The sequence below is a fragment of the Sagittula sp. NFXS13 genome, from assembly GCF_040148795.1.
Lineage (GTDB): Bacteria > Pseudomonadota > Alphaproteobacteria > Rhodobacterales > Rhodobacteraceae > Sagittula > Sagittula marina.
The window spans coordinates 344794-365941 of record NZ_JAGEMH010000003.1; the positions used below are offsets into that span (position 1 = coordinate 344794).

At 59.5% G+C, this 21148-nt stretch carries 22 protein-coding genes and 1 tRNA gene; 21 read left to right on the forward strand and 2 right to left on the reverse strand.

The annotated features are described in order from the left end of the window. Positions 1–495 precede the first annotated feature (495 nt). From J4E08_RS09465 to J4E08_RS09480, 4 genes are all read left to right on the forward strand, one after another. On the forward strand, positions 496–1680 hold the full coding sequence (locus tag J4E08_RS09465) for a 3-deoxy-D-manno-octulosonic acid transferase (RefSeq protein ID WP_349538256.1): 1185 nt from the start codon (positions 496–498) through the stop codon (positions 1678–1680). 48 nt (positions 1681–1728) lie between these two features. After that, positions 1729–2157, forward strand: coding sequence for a DUF1178 family protein (locus J4E08_RS09470; protein WP_349538257.1), 429 nt, complete (start codon positions 1729–1731; stop codon positions 2155–2157). Positions 2158–2214: 57 nt separating this feature from the next. After that, a complete protein-coding gene (locus J4E08_RS09475) occupies positions 2215–2859 on the forward strand; it encodes an SDR family NAD(P)-dependent oxidoreductase (RefSeq protein ID WP_349538258.1) in 645 nt (214 codons plus the stop codon). 105 nt (positions 2860–2964) lie between these two features. Next, on the forward strand, positions 2965–4200 hold the full coding sequence (locus J4E08_RS09480) for an aspartate kinase (RefSeq protein WP_183963328.1): 1236 nt from the start codon (positions 2965–2967) through the stop codon (positions 4198–4200). A 71-nt stretch (positions 4201–4271) separates the two neighbouring features. Here the strand turns inward: J4E08_RS09480 and J4E08_RS09485 are convergent, their stop codons facing one another. Then, entirely contained in the window at positions 4272–6863 is a 2592-nt protein-coding gene (locus tag J4E08_RS09485) for a M10 family metallopeptidase (RefSeq protein WP_349538259.1), read from the reverse strand. Between the two features lie 1117 nt (positions 6864–7980). Further along, positions 7981–8055: transfer RNA gene (locus tag J4E08_RS09490), tRNA-Thr, on the reverse strand. 246 nt (positions 8056–8301) lie between these two features. On the opposite strand from J4E08_RS09490, the gene J4E08_RS09495 reads away from it, so the two are divergent. From J4E08_RS09495 to J4E08_RS09575, 17 genes are all read left to right on the forward strand, one after another. After that, the gene (locus J4E08_RS09495) at positions 8302–8475 is read left to right on the forward strand and encodes a hypothetical protein (RefSeq protein ID WP_349538260.1); all 174 of its coding nucleotides are present in this window, start codon (positions 8302–8304) and stop codon (positions 8473–8475) included. A gap of 13 nt (positions 8476–8488) precedes the next feature. Then, positions 8489–9760 carry a UDP-N-acetylglucosamine 1-carboxyvinyltransferase gene (gene murA, locus J4E08_RS09500; RefSeq protein WP_349538261.1) on the forward strand — a complete coding sequence of 424 codons (1272 nt, stop codon included), beginning with the start codon at positions 8489–8491 and terminating at the stop codon, positions 9758–9760. Next, on the forward strand, positions 9757–10236 hold the full coding sequence (locus tag J4E08_RS09505) for a DUF2948 family protein (protein WP_349538262.1): 480 nt from the start codon (positions 9757–9759) through the stop codon (positions 10234–10236). The genes murA and J4E08_RS09505 overlap by 4 nt, the downstream gene beginning before the upstream one ends. Positions 10237–10465: 229 nt before the next feature. Then, positions 10466–11767 carry a histidinol dehydrogenase gene (gene hisD / locus J4E08_RS09510; RefSeq protein ID WP_349538263.1) on the forward strand — a complete coding sequence of 434 codons (1302 nt, stop codon included), beginning with the start codon at positions 10466–10468 and terminating at the stop codon, positions 11765–11767. 163 nt (positions 11768–11930) lie between these two features. Beyond that, positions 11931–12410, forward strand: a complete 480-nt coding sequence (locus tag J4E08_RS09515; protein WP_183963318.1) for a UPF0262 family protein — start codon at positions 11931–11933, stop codon at positions 12408–12410. A gap of 1 nt (position 12411) precedes the next feature. Further along, the gene (locus J4E08_RS09520; protein ID WP_349538264.1) at positions 12412–12855 is read left to right on the forward strand and encodes an arsenate-mycothiol transferase ArsC; all 444 of its coding nucleotides are present in this window, start codon (positions 12412–12414) and stop codon (positions 12853–12855) included. A gap of 106 nt (positions 12856–12961) precedes the next feature. Further along, entirely contained in the window at positions 12962–13357 is a 396-nt protein-coding gene (locus tag J4E08_RS09525; RefSeq protein ID WP_349538265.1) for a ketosteroid isomerase-related protein, read from the forward strand. 19 nt (positions 13358–13376) lie between these two features. Further along, complete coding sequence (locus J4E08_RS09530) at positions 13377–13958, forward strand: GNAT family N-acetyltransferase (protein WP_349538266.1); 582 nt, start codon at positions 13377–13379, stop codon at positions 13956–13958. 15 nt (positions 13959–13973) lie between these two features. Further along, positions 13974–14852 (forward strand): carbon-nitrogen hydrolase family protein, encoded by an 879-nt coding sequence (locus J4E08_RS09535; RefSeq protein WP_349538267.1) that lies wholly within the window; start codon positions 13974–13976, stop codon positions 14850–14852. 99 nt (positions 14853–14951) lie between these two features. Further along, positions 14952–15170: a translation initiation factor IF-1 gene (infA, locus tag J4E08_RS09540; protein ID WP_023849011.1), complete on the forward strand. Its 219-nt coding sequence runs from the start codon at positions 14952–14954 to the stop codon at positions 15168–15170. 272 nt (positions 15171–15442) lie between these two features. Beyond that, positions 15443–16030, forward strand: a complete 588-nt coding sequence (locus J4E08_RS09545; protein WP_349538268.1) for a Maf family protein — start codon at positions 15443–15445, stop codon at positions 16028–16030. Next, entirely contained in the window at positions 16027–17058 is a 1032-nt protein-coding gene (locus J4E08_RS09550; protein ID WP_349538269.1) for a ribonuclease E/G, read from the forward strand. Before J4E08_RS09545 ends, J4E08_RS09550 begins: the two co-directional genes overlap by 4 nt. Next, positions 17055–17255, forward strand: coding sequence for a DNA gyrase inhibitor YacG (locus tag J4E08_RS09555; protein WP_183963308.1), 201 nt, complete (start codon positions 17055–17057; stop codon positions 17253–17255). Before J4E08_RS09550 ends, J4E08_RS09555 begins: the two co-directional genes overlap by 4 nt. Before the next feature lie 73 nt (positions 17256–17328). Further along, positions 17329–18573, forward strand: a complete 1245-nt coding sequence (locus tag J4E08_RS09560; RefSeq protein ID WP_349538270.1) for an aminotransferase class V-fold PLP-dependent enzyme — start codon at positions 17329–17331, stop codon at positions 18571–18573. A gap of 75 nt (positions 18574–18648) precedes the next feature. Further along, positions 18649–19368: a 5-oxoprolinase subunit B family protein gene (locus J4E08_RS09565; protein ID WP_349538271.1), complete on the forward strand. Its 720-nt coding sequence runs from the start codon at positions 18649–18651 to the stop codon at positions 19366–19368. Beyond that, on the forward strand, positions 19365–20369 hold the full coding sequence (locus J4E08_RS09570) for a 5-oxoprolinase subunit C family protein (RefSeq protein ID WP_349538272.1): 1005 nt from the start codon (positions 19365–19367) through the stop codon (positions 20367–20369). The genes J4E08_RS09565 and J4E08_RS09570 overlap by 4 nt, the downstream gene beginning before the upstream one ends. Further along, positions 20366–21142: a LamB/YcsF family protein gene (locus J4E08_RS09575; protein WP_349538273.1), complete on the forward strand. Its 777-nt coding sequence runs from the start codon at positions 20366–20368 to the stop codon at positions 21140–21142. The genes J4E08_RS09570 and J4E08_RS09575 overlap by 4 nt, the downstream gene beginning before the upstream one ends. Positions 21143–21148 lie beyond the last annotated feature (6 nt).

Here is a 21148-nt window from a genome sequence, read left to right on the forward strand (position 1 = left end):
GGAAATGGCTTTTCCGAATGCATGTAGAAATTTTCCCGCTATGCGGGAAAATCGGGGCGATTTGCGTGCGCATTGAACACTTTTGACGCAGGAATTACAGGGGTCGCGTAAGTTTTTGAAATTGCGACGCTTTGCGAGTTATCCACAGTTGAGATGGGCGCTTTTTTGAGACTTTCGAGAAGAGTTGTGGGTAAATATGGGGGTAGATCTGGAAAGTATAAGAAATTTGCATTTATGGCCTGAAATTTGATATTTTTATCGTATTTGTGGCATCCTGAGAGCCCGGCGCCAGGAGGGGAATAGCGACCTGTGATCGAGGGCGGCCGCAAGCTGCCTGAAATATTGGAGCCTTTCCGTTAATCCACACTCTGTTCGTGAAGAAGGTCTCAATCGCCGCCTTCGCTGAATTTACTATCAGTGCGCAGGTCCAGCCTGCGTCTTGCGCGTCGCCGTGGAGCCGCCTACTCGTCACCTATCAATTCCATGAGAGGGATCATGCTGCGGTATCGCTGCCTCATCAGCCTGTTTGCCATTGTCGTTTTGCTTCGCCATGGGATGTCGCGCTTGCGCGTGCCCAAGGGGCGTCCGGGCGCGCATATCTGGTTGCACGGCGCGTCGAATGGAGAACTGAATTCGGTGCGCCCGGTGTTGGAGCGCTTGGTTGAGGAACGTCCCGAAACTCAATGGCTCGTTACGGCGAACACAGAAACCGGGCGGAAGATGGTTGCTGGCTGGGGTTTACCCCGCGTGCATGCGCGGTTGGCGCCTCTCGACCTGGGGTGGCTGACACGACGGGTTCTGCGCGACTGGACTGTCACGGCTCATTTGACACTTGAATCAGAGGTGTGGCCGCACCGGGTCTTGTTCTGTGGCGGTCCGGTTTTAATCCTTGGCGCTCGGATGACCCCCGGCACGGCTCGCGGTTGGGCGCGTTTGGGCAATTTGGCGAAACGGGTTTTCGGTCGCGTGACCTTCGCGTCGGCGCAGGATGCCGGGTCTGCCAAGCGTCTGAAGGGGTTGGGCGTGCCCGCAGAGGCTGAGGGCCCGGTTGTGGATTTGAAAGCGTTTTACTCCGCACCCGAGGTGGCGCCTGTGGAGGGCGTTGAACGTGGGCGAACGTGGCTGGCGGCCTCGACGCACCCGGGAGAAGAAGCGGTCGTTCTGGCTGCGCACAAGATGGCTCGGATTCTTGAGCCGGAATTGAGGCTGATCCTTGCGCCACGCCACCCTCGTCGCGCCAGTGAAATCAGAGCCATGATCGCAGCAGAAGGTTTCACTGTCGGGCAACGGAGCGCGGGGGATACGCCTGCCACCGGCGAGGTCTATCTCGCGGATACCATGGGCGAGATGGCGCTTTGGTATGCGGCCTGCGGTAGGGTCTTTGTCGCCGGAACGCTGACGGATCGCGGCGGCCATACGCCTTATGAGCCGGCCGCTTACGGGGCGTCATTGATCCATGGGCCGGACGTCCGCAACTTTGCAACTGCCTATGCGAGATTAGATGAAGCGGGAGCTGCGCAGAAGGTAACGGATGCGGCCAGCCTTGCGCAGGCTCTGGAAAAGCTGGGGGATCCCACCACTCAGGCGCGTGCGGGGCGTCGCGCAAAAGCTCTGTTGCGTCCACAGGTTGGGCCGGAGGCGCTTTGCGCCATGGTGCTGGACGCGCTTCCGCATCCTTGAAGTCTTTGTTAATACAGTTACCTTACAGTGATGTTCTGAGGGTTCGGAATGATCCAATACGCCTTAAAATGCACCGAAGGTCACAGCTTTGACAGTTGGTTCCAGTCTGCGACCGCCTACGAAAAACTGCGTTCCGCAGGGCATGTGACCTGTGCAGTGTGCGGCTGTGCCGACGTGGAGAAAGCTCTGATGGCTCCGCGCGTCAGTCATGGCGACACCGCAGCACCAAAGAAGCCTTTGACCGAAACGCCGGTCTCTCCGGCGGAGCAGGCGTTGGCCGCTCTCAAAGCCCATGTTGAGAAGACGTCTGATTATGTTGGTCCGTCTTTTGCCAAAGAGGCACGTAAAATTCACGAAGGTGAGGCGCCCGAGCGCGCAATCTGGGGCGAGGCCAAGCCTGAGGAAGCGCGCGCGCTGGTGGAAGAGGGCATCAAGATAGCGCCGCTTCCCTTCACCCCGACCCGCAAGAGTAACTGACCCTTTTCCAAGACGCCGGATCGCTTATGCTCACTCGCACTAAGTGAGGAGACACAGATGCGAATCCTGATCACCGGGGCAAATCGTGGAATCGGCGCCGCCATGGATCGCGCCTTTCGCAATGAGGGGCATGAAGTGCTCGGCACGGCGCGTAGCGATCCAGGCTATTTGCCTTTGGACGTGACCGACATTGCGTCGCAGCGTGATTTGGCCAAGCTTTTGGAGGGGCAGGCCATCGACGCTGTGGTCTGTAATGCAGGGGTTTTCCTGGACAGGGAGGAAAGGTTGGCCGATGGCTATCCGCCCGAAATGTGGGCCGACTCCTTTGCGGTGAACGTGACGGGCGTTTTTCTGACCGTGCAAAGCCTGCTTCCCAACTTGCAACTGTCGGAGTCCCCGAAAATTGCCATTATCAGCTCGCAAATGGCTTCGCATGAGCGCGCGCCCGGTGGCAGCTACATCTACCGCGCCTCGAAAGCGGCGGCGCTGAATCTTGGTCGGAACCTCGCGGCGGACCTGAAGGGGATCGGTGTGGCCGTGGGCATCTACCATCCCGGTTGGGTGCAGACAGATATGGGGGGCAGTACGGCGGAAATCACGCCGGTGCAGGCGGGCGAGGGGTTGCTTGCGCGAATCATGGCTTTGTCGGTGGAGACCACCGGCTGTTTTGAGACTTGGGACGGGCGGCCACATCCTTATTGAACGCAGGTTCGCAGCGGCGTTTATTCCGTCGTGGACAAACGGTTGACACTTGCGCAAGGGCATACAGCGGCGTAAAGCCGCTCCCGACCCAAGGAAAGGGAAACCATGCCCGTTCTCGTGATGAAATTTGGCGGGACGTCCGTCGCCACGCTGGACCGCATCCGGCGCGCCGCAAAGCGCGTCGGCGTAGAGGTGGCCAAGGGATATGACGTCATCGTCATCGTCTCGGCCATGTCCGGCGAAACCAACAAGCTGGTGAAATACGTCGAGGAAACCTCGCCGTTGTTCGATGCGCGGGAATATGACGCTGTCGTGTCCTCTGGCGAGAACGTGACCGCCGGTTTGATGGCGCTGACGTTGCAGGAAATGGACGTGCCCGCGCGCAGCTGGCAGGGCTGGCAAGTGCCTTTGCAAACCACTGGAACCCACGCCAATGCGCGGATCGAGTCGATCCCGACGGATAATATTGCGGCCAAGTTCGGGGAAGGCATGCGCGTGGCTGTTGTTGCTGGTTTTCAGGGGATCTCTCCTGAGGGGCGCATTACGACTTTGGGTCGTGGCGGGTCCGACACGACAGCCGTGGCCTTTGCCGCCGCGTTCGAAGCGGAGCGTTGCGACATCTACACCGACGTGGACGGGGTTTATACGACCGACCCGCGCATCTGTGAAAAGGCGCGCAAACTGGACAAGATTGCCTTTGAAGAAATGCTGGAGCTGGCGTCGCTGGGTGCCAAAGTGCTTCAGACACGCTCGGTCGAGCTGGCGATGCGCTATAAGGTTAAGCTGCGTGTATTGAGCAGCTTTGAGGAAATGAACGACGCGGCGGGCACGCTGGTCTGCGACGAGGAGGACATCATGGAAGACAAGGTTGTGGCCGGTGTGGCCCATTCGCGTGACGAGGCGAAGATGACCCTCGTGTCCGTCGCTGACCGCCCTGGCATCGCTGCGGCGATCTTTTCACCACTGGCCGACGCTGGCGTGACCGTTGACATGATCGTGCAGAACATCTCCGAGGATGGGCGCACGGATATGACGTTCTCCTGTCCGACGAACCAGGTGTCGCGCGCCGAGAAGGCGATGGAAGAGGCGAAGGCCGCTGGTGCCATCAACTTCGCCGCAGTAAAGGCGGACACCGGCGTCTGTAAGATTTCAGTCGTTGGGATCGGGATGCGGTCAGCGACCGGTGTGGCGGCCAAGATGTTCAAGGTGCTCGCCAATGAGGGTATCAATATAAAGGTCATCACCACGTCGGAGATCAAGATCTCTGTGCTGGTGGAGCGCAAGTATATGGAACTCGCCGTGCAGGCGCTTCACGATGCTTTCGAGCTCGACAAGGCCTGACATCAGTTCACTGCCGAAAAGTGGCATTCATAGCTGGGCTGCTACGCGCAGTCCGGCTTTTTGTATCGCCCTCAGCCCAAGCCTACATCCGGTTCCATGTAGCTGAAGATGTATTCGTCTCCGTCATCCATGGTGAGCACGCGTTCGACGGCGTGACCCGTTGCCGTATTGAAGTTGGTTGTATAGCTTGACCACCCGTAAAGATCGCCCCCATCGGTCACTGTCACCGCGGTGCGCAGGTTCTCTGTAAACGTGGTGTCAATTTGCAACCCGTCGTCACGGGTCAGCACATGCCTCTCGCGATCTCCGTTGTCGCCGAAATGATGGGTGTAACTCGCCCACACGAAAGCATCGTCTGTATCGGTTACTGTGGTCGCCGTTTCGAGGCCATTCGAAAATGTTCGGGTAATTTCACGCCCGTCGTCCATTCTCATGTGCTGAGCCTGGAGAGTTCCGGACGCATCATAGGACTTCGTCAAAGTTTCCCATCTGTAGATGTCACTGACGTCCGTCGAGATGACCTGAATGCGCTGACCGTTTTCATATAGACTTTTGATTTCCAGCCCGTTGTCGTTGACAAGAACCCGGCTGACACGTTGCCCATTTTCATCAAAGGCATCGACGTAGCTGTCCCAGCGGTAGAGATCTTCGTTGTCAGTGACGGAGGTGGTCACAACCGTGCCGTTGGCGTATGCCTTTTCGATTCCCAAACCGTTATCCAGCACCATGTTTTGCGACACGCGCTGGCCATCCGCGTCGAACCTGTCAGTGTAGCTGGTCCACCGCATGACGTCGTCCCCGTCAGTGGTGGTGACAGAGGTCTTTCGCCCGTTTTCAAAGGCAGTTTCACGGCAGATTCCGTTGTCTAAATCCAGCCTGCTTTCAAACAAGGCGCCGGATGAATCGTAGGTTTGAGTTTTTGTCCCCCACGCCAGGACTTCTGCGACATCCGTGGACGTCACCCGTGTCCGAACGCCATCAGTGTACGTCGTGACCCGTTCAACGCCGCTGTTCAACGTCATTGTGTTGCTGGCGAGTGCTCCTGTCGAATCGTACGCGACCACGTAGCTGGACCAGCCATGTGCATTGAGGGTGTCTACTGCTGTCAGGGTGGAGGCAACACCATCGGTGTATACTGTGGTGCGAACAACGCCATCGTCCATGACGATTTCGCTGCTTTGCAAGATGCCGTTCTCGTCACGGGTTTGGGTCCAGGTTTCCCATTTCTGTGTTCCGGTGGTGTCCACCAGAGTTTCTGTTGTGGGACCGCTTGGGTCGCCTGAGCCTGTAAAATCCTCTTTATCGATGCGCCCATCGTCAAAGACCGTGACGCGTGTCAGATGCTTTCCGTCAGCGTCGAAGGCATCGGTGCGAGAGGTCCAGTCCTGCGTGTTAGAAGTATCAGAAGTGACCACTTGAGAGACAAAGGTCTCACCATCGGCGATATAGCTCAGAGTGGTTTCATTTGCCGACTCGGCGATTGTCGCGGCACCGTCAGCAAAGATGACGGCTTCGATTCCTAGCAGGATCGTGGTGTCGTCCCCATCCTCAATTGAGAGGCCCTCTTCTGCGCCAAATCTGTAGTCGCTGAAGTTTCCATTCATGATCACTTCGTCGGTGCCTGCGCCGCCGCTCAATGTGTCATCGCCGGTTGAGGCGACAATCGTATCGTCCCCACTGCCGGTTTCCAGAAAGTTATTGCCTTCGTTGCCAGTGATATGGTCGTTGCCGCTTCCGGTGCGGGCGTTTTCAATGACGGTGCCGCGCATGATCGCGAGGTTGCCGACTTCGCCGTCCACATCGGAAAAGTGCTCGCTGCGAAGGTCGATGCGCTGCGAAGAGGACCGGCTGTTCAAGTCAATGGTGTCGATCCCCCCATTGTCATTGATTGTCACGGCCCAGGACCGAGAGAGGTCCATGCCTTCCTGCGAAAGCGTCGTGCCATCGCCGTAAACGGTGTTTCCCGTATTTACGGTCGTCGACGCCCCATAAAGCCAAGCCATCGCGGTCATGTCTGCGAGTTGCGCCGTGGCAACGTAGTTCGCGGAGGCATTGGTGTAGGGATTCTCCCACTGGCCGAAATAGGACATGATGGAATACTGCCAGCTGTCCTGCTGATAGTGCGCCTGAGTTCCAAAATTCGCGGAGCCGTTGTAATTGCCGGCGTGGCCAAGGCCCATTGCATGGCCAATTTCGTGAATGAAGGTCTGTAGATAATAGCCGCCATACGTCTGCCAGCCCGTATTTACGTTGACGTAGGACTGGGTGATCTCGTGACCTGCCACATAGGAGTAGGAGTAAGCACCTGAATAATCGTCCGTAAAGACGATATCCGCCGATCCGCTGGTGCTTACGCTGAAGGAAATGCCCGTGGCCAGTTCCCATGCCTCGAATGCCTGGAGCGCAGTTGCTTGCCCTTTGGTATCCAGTTGAGAGACATCGTAACTGAGCGTGCCGCCGCTTTCGACATCGAATGCGCGCCAATCTCGCCCGGTTTGATTCCAGTAGCCGTGGGTCAATTGACGTGCGACCTGGTCCAGGGTGTAGCTTGGCAATGTTGCCGAAACGGAGGTCTCGGTTCCATTTGAGGCTGCCATCTCATCGGAGATGTGGCTTTCATAGGTCGTGATGCTGGGATCTCGTGCTTGGCAAATGGTGCACATCGGACGGGCTCGTTTCGCTTGGCAGCGCTCCCGGAGGGTGGCGCGGCAGGTTGTCTAAGCGACCGTTCTGATCTGCGAGAGGCGACGTTGTTCAGGCGCCAGCTTGATGCGCCTTTCGCGCATTGCATGGCACTGGTAGCGACCGAATCCGGGCTCTGTTTGGCTGAAAAGCGGTGTCCTCAAGGCATTGGCTCTGAGGCGCGGACACTTGCGTGCCGACGAGGTCTGCTGTTTCCAGAACCGTGCAGTGACAACAGGAAAATTCGAACAAAAACGGCAGAACCTTCATGGAAACCGTTGATCGACGCCGTTGGCAGTTCAAGTGGGAGCTAACGGTCCAAACTTGAGATTCTTGTTTGACCAAGCGCCGCTGCGTAGGTCGGATTTCCGTCATGGTTCCGATTGTCTCGGCCGCAGGTGTCCCTCGGCCTCTGTGACGGAAATACCGCGTGCGGTGCAGCCGTGCATTTGGGCAACACACACTTGGAAGTCAGCGACCTGACAGTCTCCATTGCCCGAAGGGGCGTTTCGCAGGGATGTCCCTTTAGGGGATAAGCAGGTGTAGCGGCCGCTTCGCCCCATAGTCGGGATGTCTACCGACAAGGGCTTCGGCTGAGGGCTGAGTTTCTTCGATATCTATCGCGCGCCTCATTCCTCTCGGGGCGTTTTGACGTTTTGAGGAAAGGCGCAAGTCATTGCTGCGCGACAATATGGAACGAGCAATCGCTGACATCTTGCGAAGTTGGCGCAATTCTTCCAACAGCTTTTGCGGGCCACCAATTTCCGCCAGTGGGTCCCGGTCCTTCAGGCGCGTAACTTTCATTTCCCGCCGCGCGAAGATTGCCTTTCGCTCGCGGACCTTTCTTACGGAACCGAACGCGTCCGCAGTGCCCATCGCGTGACGTAGCATTCTGTTTTTGGCGGTAGGCGCAGGTGTGGTGTCTTTTCCTGGACGATCAGAATGAAAGAAAAGCGATCTTTGCGCTGCTTCGTGCCATCAACCTTGCCAAGAGTACGTTCATGACCATTGTGCCAAGCCCGGTTGGCATATGGACTGGCACATATCAGCGGCGTACAGTGCCGTTGTCTTACTGCCTCGAAAGTACCGGGAAATAAATGGTGCTGTGAGAGAGGATTGAACTCTCGACCTCACCCTTACCAAGGGTGTGCTCTACCACTGAGCTACCACAGCACTTTATCTCTAGATCATGTTGCCGATTTTAGTTCGACACATCTGAGCTCTAGTAGGGCTCGTAAACCAGATCTGCCTCGCAAATAGAGCTTCCCATCTAATCGGGAAGGCTCTGCATGTTGGCTGAAGCAGCGCCGTGGCGGGCTTCTAGCCTTGGAGGCCCAAGGGCACAAGAGGCTTTTTCGAAAAATTTTCACCAACTCGCGCGCACTGGACCGGATACCCTTAACAGGCTAAATCCGATCCATGAACAAAGGCACTCGTAAGACCGGACAGGATGGCGCGGCTGCGCGCGAGGACCGCCTCAAGGCGGCGCTGAAGGCCAATCTTGCCCGGCGCAAAGCGCAGGCCAGGGCGCGCGCCGCCGAACAGGCGGGCAAAGACGTCGGCCCCGGTGATCAGAGTGACGACAAGGCTTAGGAGCAGGACTGCAATGGATTCGATTCTGGTGAAGGGTGGCGGCCCGCTGAACGGGGATATCCCAATCGCAGGCGCAAAAAATGCCTGCCTTACGCTTATGCCGGCGACGTTGTTGTCCGAGGAGCCACTGACGCTGACCAATGCGCCGCGCTTGTCGGATATACGGACAATGACGCTGTTGCTGCAATCGCTGGGGGCCGAGGTCACGGCATTGCAGGACGGCAAGGTGCTGGCGATGTCGAGCCATGCGCTGACGTCGCAACGGGCCGAGTATGACATCGTGCGCAAGATGCGTGCCTCGATTCTCGTGCTTGGACCGTTGTTGGCGCGCTATGGCTATGCAGAAGTTTCGCTGCCCGGCGGCTGTGCCATTGGGGCGCGCCCGGTGGATCTTCACCTCAAGGCGATGGAAGCGCTGGGCGCTGAAATGGATCTGCGCGACGGTTACGTGCATGCCAAGGCGCCCGCGGGCGGCCTGCGCGGCGGCGAGTTCGAGTTTCCGTTTGTGTCCGTGGGGGCAACCGAAAACGCCTTGCTCGCCGCGACGCTGGCCAATGGAACTACGGTTCTGAAGAATGCCGCACGTGAGCCTGAAATCGTTGACCTTGCGCATTGTCTGCAAAAGATGGGCGCGCAGATCGAGGGGGAGGGCACATCCACCATCACGATCCAGGGCGTCGACCGTTTGGGCGGTGCCACCCACAGCGTTGTCACCGACAGGATCGAGCTGGGCACCTATATGCTGGCCCCGGCAATCTGCGGCGGCGAAGTGACGTGTCTGGGCGGACGCATTGAGCTGGTCGAATCCTTTTGTGAAAAGCTCGACGCTGCCGGTATTTCCGTTGAGCAAACCGAAAAGGGCCTAAAGGTCGCACGCCGCAATGGCCGGGTGCAGGCGGTGGATGTCACCACAGAGCCTTTCCCCGGCTTCCCAACGGACCTGCAGGCACAGATGATGGCGCTGATGTGCACCGCCGAAGGGACCTCCGTTCTTGAGGAAAAGATCTTTGAGAACCGCTTTATGCATGCGCCGGAGTTGATCCGCATGGGCGCGCGCATCGACGTGCATGGTGGTCACGCCACAGTGAACGGGGTCGACCGGCTCAAAGGCGCGCCTGTGATGGCGACGGACCTGCGAGCGTCTGTTTCTTTGATCCTTGCAGGTCTTGCGGCCGAAGGGGAGACCCTGGTCAGCCGGGTTTATCATCTTGATCGTGGATACGAAAATGTGGAGGAAAAGCTCTCTGCACTTGGGGCCAATATCGAGCGGGTGCAGGGACAATGACCGAAGATGCGCGTTTTGAAGATGGCGGCGAACGTCCGCTGAACCTTGGCGCGCTGGACGTCGATGACCTCGGCGTTCTGTCGGCCCTTGTGCAGGATGCGGTCCTGCCTGTGACTGAAATTCGCTGGCAGAAAGGGGTGCGTCGCCTTGGCCTGCTGATCAATCGTGTCCGGTGGGAGGACGTGGAGATCGCAAAGCGCTTTGATCGCCCCGTTGAGCGGGTGCAATCTGTTCTGGTGGTGGACAATGTGCTGAGCGTGTCGAGTCAAGGTGTCGATCGAGCGGACAAGGACCTCATCCTGCAGGTGCTCGCTGTCTCTTGGGAGCCAGGTGACGACGCGGAGGGCTTTGTCGTTCTGACATTGGCAGGGGACGGCGCTTTGCGGGCCAAGGTCGAAGCGCTCGAAGTCGGTTTGCGCGATGTCACGCGCCCCTATGCCGCGCCATCTGGTACATTGCCCGATCACGAAGATTAATACACAGCCCGTCATTTCGGGCTGTGGACATTATGAAAGTTCGCGTCAGGGCAAAGGTCTGCCGGGCGTTCATCATGCAAAGCGGCAAGATTCATGAATCTTAACCTGTCAATTCCGCTCTAGCGATTATCGCCTTGTTTCTGAGGGTCAGTGTTTGCGGAAGAACGAGTGCGGTTGAGTGCGCCCGTCGCGCGCGCTATCAGGTCCCACCCGTCACGGAGGAATGCCCATGCCTGTCTTTCTGAACACCGCCGAACTGGATTTCGAAAGCCATTTCACCGCGCTTTTGACTGCCAAGCGTGAGGACAGCCCGGACGTCGACGACACGGTGGCGGGTATCATCGCTGATGTTCGGGCGCGCGGCGACGCAGCGGTTCTGGAGCTGACAAGTAAATTTGATCGGCTGGATCTGAGCTCTGACCAGTTGCGCTTTACTGAGGCAGAGATCGAATCCGAATGCGCCAAGGTGCCTGAGGACGAGGTCCGTGCCTTGGAGCAGGCGGCTCAGCGCATTCGCGCGTATCACATTCGCCAAATGCCAGAAGATGCGTCGTGGACCGATCCGGAAGGTGCGACATTGGGCTGGCGCTGGACAGCGGTCTCGGCGGCGGGGCTCTATGTGCCGGGGGGATTGGCGTCATATCCATCCTCTGTGCTGATGAACGCGGTTCCGGCCAAGGTCGCCGGTGTCGAGCGGCTTGCCATATGCGTCCCTACGCCAGATGGCATTGCGAATCCCGCCGTTTTGTTGGCTGCGCGCATTGCTGGTGTCGACGAGATTTACCGCATCGGCGGCGCTCAGGCGATTGCCGCGCTTGCCTATGGCACGGAAACGATTGCGCCCGTCGATAAAATCACCGGGCCGGGAAATGCATTCGTGGCCGCCGCGAAGCGCCGTGTTTTTGGCAAGGTGGGCATCGACATGATTGCGGGCCCTTCCGAAATCCTTGTGATTGCGGATGGTGACAATGACCCTGACTGGATTGCGCTGGATCTGATGAGCCAAGCTGAACATGATGAAAGCGCGCAGTCCTTGCTGATCACCACCGACGCCGATTTCGGCCAGGCCGTGATGCAGGCTGTGGACGCGCGGCTTCAGACCCTTGAGAGGCGCGCTATCGCTGCGGCTTCCTGGCGAGACTTCGGCGCTGTAATCATTGTGAAAGACTTGGAAGAAGCCGCTGCCTTGTCCAATAGAATCGCGCCGGAGCACCTCGAGCTTTGTGTTGCGGAGCCGGATAAGCTGGCGGAAAAATGTATCCATGCGGGCGCGATATTCCTTGGTGCATGGACGCCGGAGGCGATCGGCGACTACGTTGGGGGACCGAACCACGTTCTACCTACGGCGCGCTCGGCACGGTTTTCCTCGGGTCTGTCTGTGATGGATTTTGTCAAACGCACGACCATGGCGCGCATGACGCCCGAGGCTTTGCGGGCCGTTGGGCCAGCGGCGGAGACACTGGCGCGGTCCGAAAGCCTCGAAGCGCACGGATTGTCTGTCTCGGCACGGCTGGAAAAGTTGAACCGTTGATGAGCACGGGTTTCCGGAGGGTTCATCCAATGGCCTTTTTCCCGCGTTTGGGGTGTCAGCAGCGCATTGAGCTTTGTGAACCTATCAGAAAGTACTAAGCGTCACGCTTGCCAAATATCGTGCCCTTGGGTTAACTTTTTCTGCACCTGCGAAAGAGCCTCAAATGTCACATATTGCGCATATTGATCTGGATGACGGCAATTTGCCGCCTTCGACTCCCGAAATTGATCAGGAGCGGCGCGTTGCCATGTTTGACCTCATGGAGGAGAACAGCTTTTCCCTTCCGTCGCGGGATGATCGAGTTGTGCCGCCCGGTCCCTATAACGTGGGCCTGTCCATAAAAGACAAGCGACTGGTCTTTGATGTGACGACCGAAGGTCATGAGAAAGCGGCAGAATTTCACCTTTCTCTCTCTCCGTTCCGCCAGGTTGTGAAGGACTACTTCCAGATCTGCAAAAGTTACTTTGACGCCGTGAAAACCGCGGCGCCTAGCCAGATTGAAACCATTGATATGGCCAGGCGTGGCATTCACAATGAGGGCGCCCGCATTCTGCAGGAGCGGCTGGACGGCAAGGTAGAGGTGGACGACGCCACGGCGCGCAGGCTATTTACGCTTGTCTGCGTTTTGCACTTCGGGGGGTGACTTGGGTCAACTGCCGCAATCTGTCCTTTTTAGCTGCGATCACAATGCCGTGCGGTCTCCCATGGCCGAAGGAATCATGAAGAAATTTTTCGGCACCGACGTCTATGTTCAGTCAGTAGGTGTCGTGAATGACCTTGAGATCGACGGTTTCGCCATCGCGGCCTGCAAGGAGATTGGGGTCGAGTTGGAACGGCACCGATCGCGCTCCTTTGAAGAGATGGAGGAAATGGGCGAAACCCTGTCGGGTTTCGACTGTGTTGTGACCATGTCACCTGCCTCGCAACGGCGCGCTTTGGATCTAACGCGCTTTCACCACCTTACCGTTGAGTATTGGCCAGTGATGGACCCGACGGGTATAGGCGAAACCCGTGAGCAAAAACTTAATGCCTATCGGCAAACCCGCGATCAGATTGTTAAAAAGCTACGCGAAACCTGGCATTTTTAACGGTCCCTTCTGTCGTGGATGAAGTCACGAATGCCGACTTCCGACGGTGTGGATGAGCCAGTCACGTTAGGGTATGCGACCAGAAAACATGTTAACGGAGGGTGCAATGACCCAGGATGTGATCGCGCGGTATTTCGAAGCTTTCAACGCAGGTGATAACGAGGGCATGTTGGCCTGCCTCACGCCCGATGTGGAACACCACGTCAATGAGGGGCAGATTCGTGTAGGCAAGGTCAAGTTTGGCGAGTTTCTTGCCCATATGGATCATTGTTACTCGGAAAATCTTACTGACATGGTTTTTTTCGCCAATACAGACGGCACGCGCGGTGCCGCAGAATTCATCGTGAACGGCACCTATAAGGCGACAGACGAAGGATTGCCTGAGGCGCGTGGCCAAACCTATCGTTTGCCCGCAGGGTCTTTCTTCTCCTTGAAGGGTGGGCAGATCAGCCGTGTGGTCACCTATTACAACCTTGCCGACTGGGTGCGTCAGGTTTCCTGATCACGAAGAGAGGCTTCGCATGCTTGAGGTGACACGGTTGACCGGGGAAGCGCTGGATGCCGCGCTGCCTGAATTGGCGCGGTTAAGGATCGACGTTTTCCGGGCTTTTCCGTATCTCTACGAGGGTGATCTGGCGTATGAGGCGAAGTATCTGCGCTCTTACCGGCAGAACCAGAACGCAATTTTGGTCGCTGTACGCGACGGTGACCGAATCGTGGGTGCAGCGACCGGTATGCCCTTGGCAGACCACGCAGATGCCTCGGAGTTGACGGGGCCAATGCCGCCCGTGGAAAAGATATTCTATTGCGCCGAAAGCGTGCTTTTGCCCGAGTATCGCGGTCACGGTCTGGGTCACGCGTTTTTTGACGCACGCGAAGCCGAGGCGCGGCGGCAAGGTTTTGACTATACGTTGTTTTGTGGGGTGGTACGATCAGAGGATCACCCCGATCGGCCAGAGGGCTATCGTCCCTTGGACACGTTCTGGCGTAATCGGGGATACGCCAAAGCGGAAGGTGTCACCGCGACTTTTTGCTGGACAGACCTTGGCAATCGGGAAGAGACGCCGCACCTGTTGCAGGCTTGGATCCGGCAACTTGACTGATGTGATGAGGCTTTGATGAAAATCGCGACCGCTGCTTACAACATGGATTTTTTGCCTGACTGGTCCGCCTACGCGACCAAGCTCGATACTTGGGTCAGCGAGGCTGCGGGGCAGGGGGCCGATCTTCTGGTTTTTCCTGAATACGGTGCGATGGAATTGGCAACCTTGGCGGGCCGTGAGGTCGCAATGGATTTGCAGGCGTCGATTCGTGCTGTGTCAGAGCGTATCCCAGAGGTCGACGCGCTCCATTCGCAATTGGCGAGGCGCTATGGCGTACACATCCTTTCGGCCTCCGCTCCGGTAGAGATCGCGGGCGGACCGGTGGTGAACCGTACAAGGTTTTTCGGCCCGGAAGGGGGAGTCGTCACGCTCGACAAGCAGATAATGACCCGGTTCGAACGCGAGGATTGGGGCATCAAGGGTGGAGATGGCCTGAAAGTGTTCGACACCGTGCTTGGACGAATCGGTGTGCTGATCTGTTATGATTCGGAATACCCGTTGCTTGGGCGGGCGCTCGCGGAGGCTCAGCTTTTGCTTGTCCCGTCTTGTACCGAAGCGTTGGCCGGGTATTGGCGTGTACGGATCGGCGCGATGGCTCGGGCGTTGGAAAATCAATGTGTTGTGGCCATGTCCTCGACCGTGGGTGACTGCGACTGGTCCGAGGCTGTGGACACGAATTGTGGCGCCGGGGGGGTCTTTGGCCCGCCAGACAAGGGCTTTCCGTCCACAGGTGTTATCGCCGAAGGCATTCTGGATCAGCCTGGCTGGACCTATGCAGATGTGGATTTGGCGAAGGTCGATGCGGTGCGGGCCGATGGTGTGGTGCTGAACCGATTGCATTGGGATGACCAGTCGGGTCGGGACGCGCCTGCGCCGTTGACGGAATTGAAATGATCGTCTGCCAAGATGTGACTTGAAAATCCCGAAAGATAAGACCATATCGTAGCTCGCCTTGCCCCTGTCTTTGCAGGGGCGGTTATTTTAGGAGAGACCATGGCCAAGGAAGATACGCTCGAATTTCCCGGTGTCGTGAAGGAACTCCTGCCGAATGCGACGTTCCGGGTCGAGCTTGACAACGGCCATGAGATCATCGCGCACACGGCAGGCAAGATGCGCAAGAACCGCATCCGAGTTCTGGCCGGCGACCGGGTCCAAGTAGAAATGACGCCCTACGATCTCACAAAGGGCCGCATCAACTACCGCTTCAAATAAGCGGTTTCGCGTTTCGGCGCGGAGGCAGCGCTGCCAAGTCACGCTTTGAAGCGAGATCAGCTGCCGGATACCAAAACACCGGGTGTTAGCGACCTGAGCACTTTGCAGGCTTGTTGCTGGCGTCCACCGATGCGATCAAATGCCGGGCCTTGCCCGGCGTTTTCGTGTCTGGCTTTGACAGCCGCTTTCGGCAAACTCTTTCCCATCCGTTTAAACTGGCGTAGGGCGTGGCTCGCCCCGACTTTCTTGTGCAGTTGCGACAAAGGCCTCTCATGACCAAACCTCGCCTCATTCTTGGATCTGGCAGCCCGCGCCGCCGTGATTTGCTTGCCCAACTTGGCGTGACCGCTGACGATATACGCCCGCCTGACATTGATGAGGACCCGAAGCCACGCGAGCTTCCGCGGCCCTATTGCGTGCGTCTTGCACGGGAAAAGGCGCAAGCGATCCTCTCTGACCCGGAAGACATCGTGCTATCAGCTGACACCACCGTCGCGCTGGGCCGTCGCATTCTGGGCAAGCCGGCGGATGAAAAAGAGGCGGCCGGTTTTCTGACGGCGCTGTCCGGGCGTCGTCATCGGGTCATTACCGCCGTTGCCGTGCGCAGGGGGGACCAAATTTGGGAACGGGACGTTGTCACACAGGTCAAGATGAAGATGCTATCGAACGAAGAGCTGAACGCTTACCTTGCCTCTGGCGATTGGCGCGGCAAGGCGGGCGGTTACGGCATTCAAGGGATGGCGGGTGCGTTTATCCCGTGGATTTCAGGCTCATTCACCTCTGTGGTCGGGCTGCCATTGGCGGAAACCGCAAATCTGCTAAACACGGCAGGATACCCTCTGTACAAGGACGCGTCATGAAGGGCAGCACCATCGCATTGGACACGTGGAACGGTCGGGAGGCCGCAGCACATGTCGTTGACGGCCAGCTTGAAGATCTGCTGATCGAGGATGACCGGCCCAGCCCCGGCAACATCTACCGCGCCATCGCGCAGCGGCCAATGAAGGGGCAGGGTGGCATGTTCCTCGACACCCCCGACGGCAGCGCCTTTCTGCGTCAGGTAAAGGGACTTCGCCCCGGTGCGCCGATCCTCGTGCAGGTCACGGGGTTTGCGGAGCCTGGCAAGGCGATCCCGGTCACGCAGCGGCTGTTGTTCAAGTCGCGCTACGCCATCGTCACGCCGGATGCGCCGGGGCTGAATGTCTCGCGGCAGATCCGTGATGACGACATGCGCGATTCGCTGTTGGAGCTGGTGCATGAGGCATTGGCCGAGGTCAGCCTGCCAGAAGGCGCGGGGCTTATCCTGCGGTCGTCCTGCGTGCATGGCGCAGAAGATGAGATCACCGAGGACATCATTGCCATGGCAGAGCTGGCGCGCAACGTGCTTGCGGACACCACCGGTGGAGCAGAATTGCTCGTCGCGGGGGAGGGGCCGCATGCTCTTGCCTGGCGCGAGTGGACCGACCCGGCAGAGGTGGACGCGGACAGTGGCAGCTTTGCCCGTCATGGCGTTGACGAAATGCTGGAGGATTTGAAAAGTCCGACGGTGCAACTGGGCGGTGGGGCCTCCATGGTGATCGAGCCGACCACGGCCCTGGTCGCAGTGGACGTGAACACCGGCAATGACACGTCGCCGGCCGCAGGGCTGAAGGCCAATCTGGCGGCCTTTCGCGATCTGCCACGGCAGTTGCGTTTGCGCGGCTTGGGCGGTGTTGTGATCATCGACCCCGCGCCCATGCCCAAGAAGGACCGCCGCGTGGTCGAGGGGGCGCTGAAGGCCGCGCTCAAGAAGGACAAGGTGGAAACCATTGTGTCTGGATGGACCAACCTTGGGATGCTGGAACTTCAACGCAAAAGGGATCGGGTGGCGATCAGGGGGCTGCTGTGAGCTGTCCGATTTGCAATCGAAAGACTGACGCGACGTACCGGCCCTTCTGTTCCAAACGCTGTGCGGATGTGGATCTGGCGAAGTGGTTTGGCGGCGACTACGCTGTCCCCTCGCAGGATCCGGACGACATCGAGGAGGCCGCGCAGGCCGCCATCGACGCTTTGGACGCTGCGGATACCGACGGCAAACCCCACTGATGTCTTGAGGTTGCCGGGCGTTCTGCGCGGCGGCCTCTTTTCTTTCTGCGGGGCGCGGGCTACGCCTAGGCTTATGTTCGATGACACGCTTCTTTCCGCCATTCGCGCGCGCTTTGTCCATGTGGAGGAATGCCCCTTCACCGGGCCGCGCATTTTCTTTGAAAACGCAGGCGGTGCTCTGACGCTGAAGTCAGTGGTCGAGACTTCCGCCCGCTTTGCTGCGATCCCGGACAATCAGGGGCGCGACAATCCTGCGAGCCAGGCGCTGGTCAAGGTGATTGATCGGTCACGCAGCGATGTGCGCAGGTTTTTCAATGCGGATGGCGGCACGGTCGTCTTTGGCGAAAGCGGTACGGAGCTTTTGTTTCGTCTGATCAAAGACGCCTGCCTGGGTGCGCCCGAGGGTGTGGTGCTGGGATCGACCGTGGAGCATCCTGCCTCGCGCAGTGCAGCGGCCCGCTGGGCAGCGCAATCGGGTCGGCGGCATGTTCTGGTCGCGCATGATGACGCCAAAGGCTCCGTTACGGCGGAGGCATACGCCGCTGAAGTTGCGCCTGATACGGCTGTTGTCACGATCCTGCACACCTCTCCGGTCACCGGCATGTCCATGGATCTGCCTGCCATTGTTGCGGCGGTGCGGGCTGTGGCGCCCGACGCCTACATCATCGCGGACGGTATCCAGCACGCGTGCCACGGCGGAATTGACCTCACCGCTGCGGGTGTCGATGGCTATGTGATCTCGCCCTACAAGGTTTTCTCGCGCCACGGCTACGGCGTGGCATGGTTGTCGGACCGATTGGCCGCGCTGGCGCATGACACGCTGATCGGCGGGCCGGAAGGCAACTGGGAACTGGGCACACGCGATACCGGGGCCTATGCGACCTTTTCCGACGTGATCGATTACTTCGACTGGCTGGGCGCCCAGGTCAGCGATGCGTCTGATCCACGCGCGCGGATTGTAGCTGCCGGAGAAGCGATCCACGAACATGAGACCGCCCTGACGCAGGCGATGGTTCACGGCACTGGCAATCTTGCGGGGCTGGCGACACTGCCCGGGGTGCAGATCGTTGGCGGCGCGGACAATCCAGCGCGCGAAGGGCTTGTCAGCTTCTGGGCGGAGGGCCTGCCATCGGCGAAAATCGTCGAACAGCTCAATGCCGCGGGGGTGCGCACGCATCTGCGCAAGGCGGATCATTATTCCGGCAACATCCTCGCCCCTCTGGGGCAGGATGCCTGCGTTCGGGTGTCGCTCGCCCATTACAACAGTATGGGAGAGGTGCGCCGTTTCCTGACCGCGATGCAGGAGATGTTGCCATGATGCAGGCCGCCTGGTCCTCTGGATCTCCGGTCGAGCGGCTGAACAGGGGCGCGCACACATGATCGGTCCCGGCGCATGACCAGCTTTCCCCGAATAGACCCGGTTGGGCTGGACGGGCTGCTCGTGAGGTTTGGCGATGCCCTGTCCGAGCCTGCGAACCGCGCGGCCTTGGCTTTTCGAGCGGGTCTGGAGCGGGACGCACCGGCCGGGATCGAGGAATGCGCCACCTCTCTTGTGTCAACCTTCGTGCGGTTTGACCCGCTTGGCATTTCCCTGGACGACCTTCATGCAACTTTGACCGAGCGGCTGACGGCGCAGGATTGGTACAGCGCGGACCTTCCCGAGGGGCGGCGACGGTTGCACATCCCCACCGTCTACGGCGGTGATCACGCGCCGCAATTGGCCGAGGCAGCAGAGGCCGCCGGCCTGACCGAGGTGGAGGCCATCGCGTCCCTTTCTCAGTCCGAGGTGCGCGTGACCACCATCGGGTTTGCCCCCGGTCAGCCCTATCTTGGCACATTGCCGGAGGCCTGGGACATTCCCCGGCAAACTGCGCTGACCCCGCAGGTGCCAGTGGGCGCCCTGGTGGTGGCGATCCGACAGCTGGTGCTGTTTTCCGTCACCACACCGACCGGTTGGCGGCATGTGGGGCAGACCAAGGCCAGGTTGTTTCAACCCGAAAGCGAGACGCCTTTCCTGCTGCGTGCGGGCGACGTGGTGCAGTTTCCTGCGATCTCTGCGGAGGAGTTTGCCAATCTGGAGGGTGACGGCATCCGAGTGGAGCGTTTGACATGAGCGCGCTGGAGATCCTGGAGGTTGGGCCGGGCGTCACTGTTCAGGACAGTGGGCGGCCCGGCTACCTTGGGGAGGGTGTGTCGCGCGGCGGTGCGGCGGATCGGCTTGCGCTGGCCGAAGGGGCGGCGCTGCTGAAGCAACCCGTTGGCGCGGCGTTGGAGATGGCCGGATTGGGCGGGCGGTTCCGCTTTGGGCGGGCGGCGCGAATTGCCCTGACCGGGGCCCCGATGCGCGCAACGCTTGACGGTGTCGTACTGCGCTGGAATGCGTCCCACACGGTGCCAGATGGCGCTGTGCTGGAGATCGGCGGCGTGACCCAAGGTGTTTACGGGTATCTGACCGTGGGCGGGGGGATCGACCTGCCGCTGATCCTTGGCGCGATGAGTGCGCATTTGGCGGCGGGCATCAGCGGACCGCTACAGGCGGGCGACCGGATCGCATTGAAAGATGATGCAGGCGGCGTTTCTGGCCTTGGGCTGGCGGTGTCGGACCGTTTCGAGGGGGGCACTTTGCGCGTTCTTCCGTCGTTGCAAACCGATGTCTTTCCCAAGCACATGCGCGACAGGTTCGAGACGGACCATTTCACCCGTGACACGCGGGGCAACCGCATGGGTGTGCGGCTGAAACCTTCGTCCGAAGGTTACGGTCTGGAGGCGGGCGGACGCATATTGTCGGAGGTCATCACCCCCGGCGACATCCAGATCCCGGGCGATGGGGCTCCCTATATCTTGCTTGGCGAATGCCAGACCACCGGCGGCTATCCTCGGATCGGGACGGTGATCCCGGCCGATTTGCCGCGTGTGGCACAGGCCGCGCCGGGGGCGAATCTGCGCTTTCGCTTCGTCAGCCGTGAGGAGGCTCTGGCTGCCGAGGGTGCCTATCGCACGGGACTTGATCGGCTGCGCGCACAGGTTGCCCCGCTGGTCCGGGACCCACATGACATAAACCTGCTGGCCTACGATCTGGTCAGTGGCGTGACGGACGGAGAGGTGATGCGATGAAAGTCGATCTGAATGCAGATATGGGCGAGAGCTTTGGCCCCTGGGTCATGGGCCAGGACGCGGATGTGCTGGAGGTCATCACCTCTGCCAATGTGGCCTGCGGCTTTCACGCGGGCGATCCGGAGGTGATGGCGCGGACCATGGGCTTGGCCAAGGCGCGCGGCGTGGGTATTGGTGCGCATCCGGGCTTTGCCGATCTACAAGGCTTTGGCCGGCGTCGCATGCACCTGCCGGAGAAGGCTCTGCGCAGCTTGGTGCAGTATCAACTTGGCGCGGCGCTGGGCATGGCAAGGGCCGTCGGGGCCGAAGTTCGACATCTGAAGCTGCACGGCGCTTTGGCCAATATGTGTGCCGAGGACGCCGCCATGGCCGAGGCTTGCTATGGCGCGGCGCTGGAGGTTGCACCGGAGATCATCGTCATGGTCTTGGCCGCGACACAGCAGCAACGGGTCATGGAGCGGCTGGGCGGCTTATGGGCCGGGGAGATTTTTGCCGACCGTGCTTATAATGCGGATGCGACGCTGGTGGACCGCAGTTTGCCGGGGGCGGTGATCCACGACCCTGACCACGCCGCCAGCCGGATCGTCAAAATGGTGCAGGCGGGGGCTATCTTGCCTGAAACAGGCGACGCGATCCCTTCGCCTGTGGACACCATCTGCCTGCACGGGGACGGGGCCACCGCGCTTCAGATCGCGCGACAGGTGCGCGCGGCGTTGGAGGCAGCAGGCATCACCGTAGAAAAGTTTGAAGGGCGGCGCGGCGTATTCACCTGACCGCCC

Excerpts from the sequence above, each read along its gene's own strand:
- J4E08_RS09465 (WP_349538256.1), top strand. The coding sequence starts at position 496 with ATGCTGCGGTATCGCTGCCTCATCAGCCTGTTTGCCATTGTCGTTTTG.
- J4E08_RS09470 (WP_349538257.1), top strand. The coding sequence starts at position 1,729 with ATGATCCAATACGCCTTAAAATGCACCGAAGGTCACAGCTTTGACAGT.
- J4E08_RS09475 (WP_349538258.1), top strand. The coding sequence starts at position 2,215 with ATGCGAATCCTGATCACCGGGGCAAATCGTGGAATCGGCGCCGCCATG.
- J4E08_RS09480 (WP_183963328.1), top strand. The coding sequence starts at position 2,965 with ATGCCCGTTCTCGTGATGAAATTTGGCGGGACGTCCGTCGCCACGCTG.
- J4E08_RS09485 (WP_349538259.1), bottom strand. The coding sequence starts at position 6,863 with ATGTGCACCATTTGCCAAGCACGAGATCCCAGCATCACGACCTATGAA.
- J4E08_RS09495 (WP_349538260.1), top strand. The coding sequence starts at position 8,302 with ATGAACAAAGGCACTCGTAAGACCGGACAGGATGGCGCGGCTGCGCGC.
- murA (WP_349538261.1), top strand. The coding sequence starts at position 8,489 with ATGGATTCGATTCTGGTGAAGGGTGGCGGCCCGCTGAACGGGGATATC.
- J4E08_RS09505 (WP_349538262.1), top strand. The coding sequence starts at position 9,757 with ATGACCGAAGATGCGCGTTTTGAAGATGGCGGCGAACGTCCGCTGAAC.
- hisD (WP_349538263.1), top strand. The coding sequence starts at position 10,466 with ATGCCTGTCTTTCTGAACACCGCCGAACTGGATTTCGAAAGCCATTTC.
- J4E08_RS09515 (WP_183963318.1), top strand. The coding sequence starts at position 11,931 with ATGTCACATATTGCGCATATTGATCTGGATGACGGCAATTTGCCGCCT.
- J4E08_RS09525 (WP_349538265.1), top strand. The coding sequence starts at position 12,962 with ATGACCCAGGATGTGATCGCGCGGTATTTCGAAGCTTTCAACGCAGGT.
- J4E08_RS09530 (WP_349538266.1), top strand. The coding sequence starts at position 13,377 with ATGCTTGAGGTGACACGGTTGACCGGGGAAGCGCTGGATGCCGCGCTG.
- J4E08_RS09535 (WP_349538267.1), top strand. The coding sequence starts at position 13,974 with ATGAAAATCGCGACCGCTGCTTACAACATGGATTTTTTGCCTGACTGG.
- infA (WP_023849011.1), top strand. The coding sequence starts at position 14,952 with ATGGCCAAGGAAGATACGCTCGAATTTCCCGGTGTCGTGAAGGAACTC.
- J4E08_RS09545 (WP_349538268.1), top strand. The coding sequence starts at position 15,443 with ATGACCAAACCTCGCCTCATTCTTGGATCTGGCAGCCCGCGCCGCCGT.
- J4E08_RS09550 (WP_349538269.1), top strand. The coding sequence starts at position 16,027 with ATGAAGGGCAGCACCATCGCATTGGACACGTGGAACGGTCGGGAGGCC.
- J4E08_RS09560 (WP_349538270.1), top strand. The coding sequence starts at position 17,329 with ATGTTCGATGACACGCTTCTTTCCGCCATTCGCGCGCGCTTTGTCCAT.
- J4E08_RS09565 (WP_349538271.1), top strand. The coding sequence starts at position 18,649 with ATGACCAGCTTTCCCCGAATAGACCCGGTTGGGCTGGACGGGCTGCTC.
- J4E08_RS09570 (WP_349538272.1), top strand. The coding sequence starts at position 19,365 with ATGAGCGCGCTGGAGATCCTGGAGGTTGGGCCGGGCGTCACTGTTCAG.
- J4E08_RS09575 (WP_349538273.1), top strand. The coding sequence starts at position 20,366 with ATGAAAGTCGATCTGAATGCAGATATGGGCGAGAGCTTTGGCCCCTGG.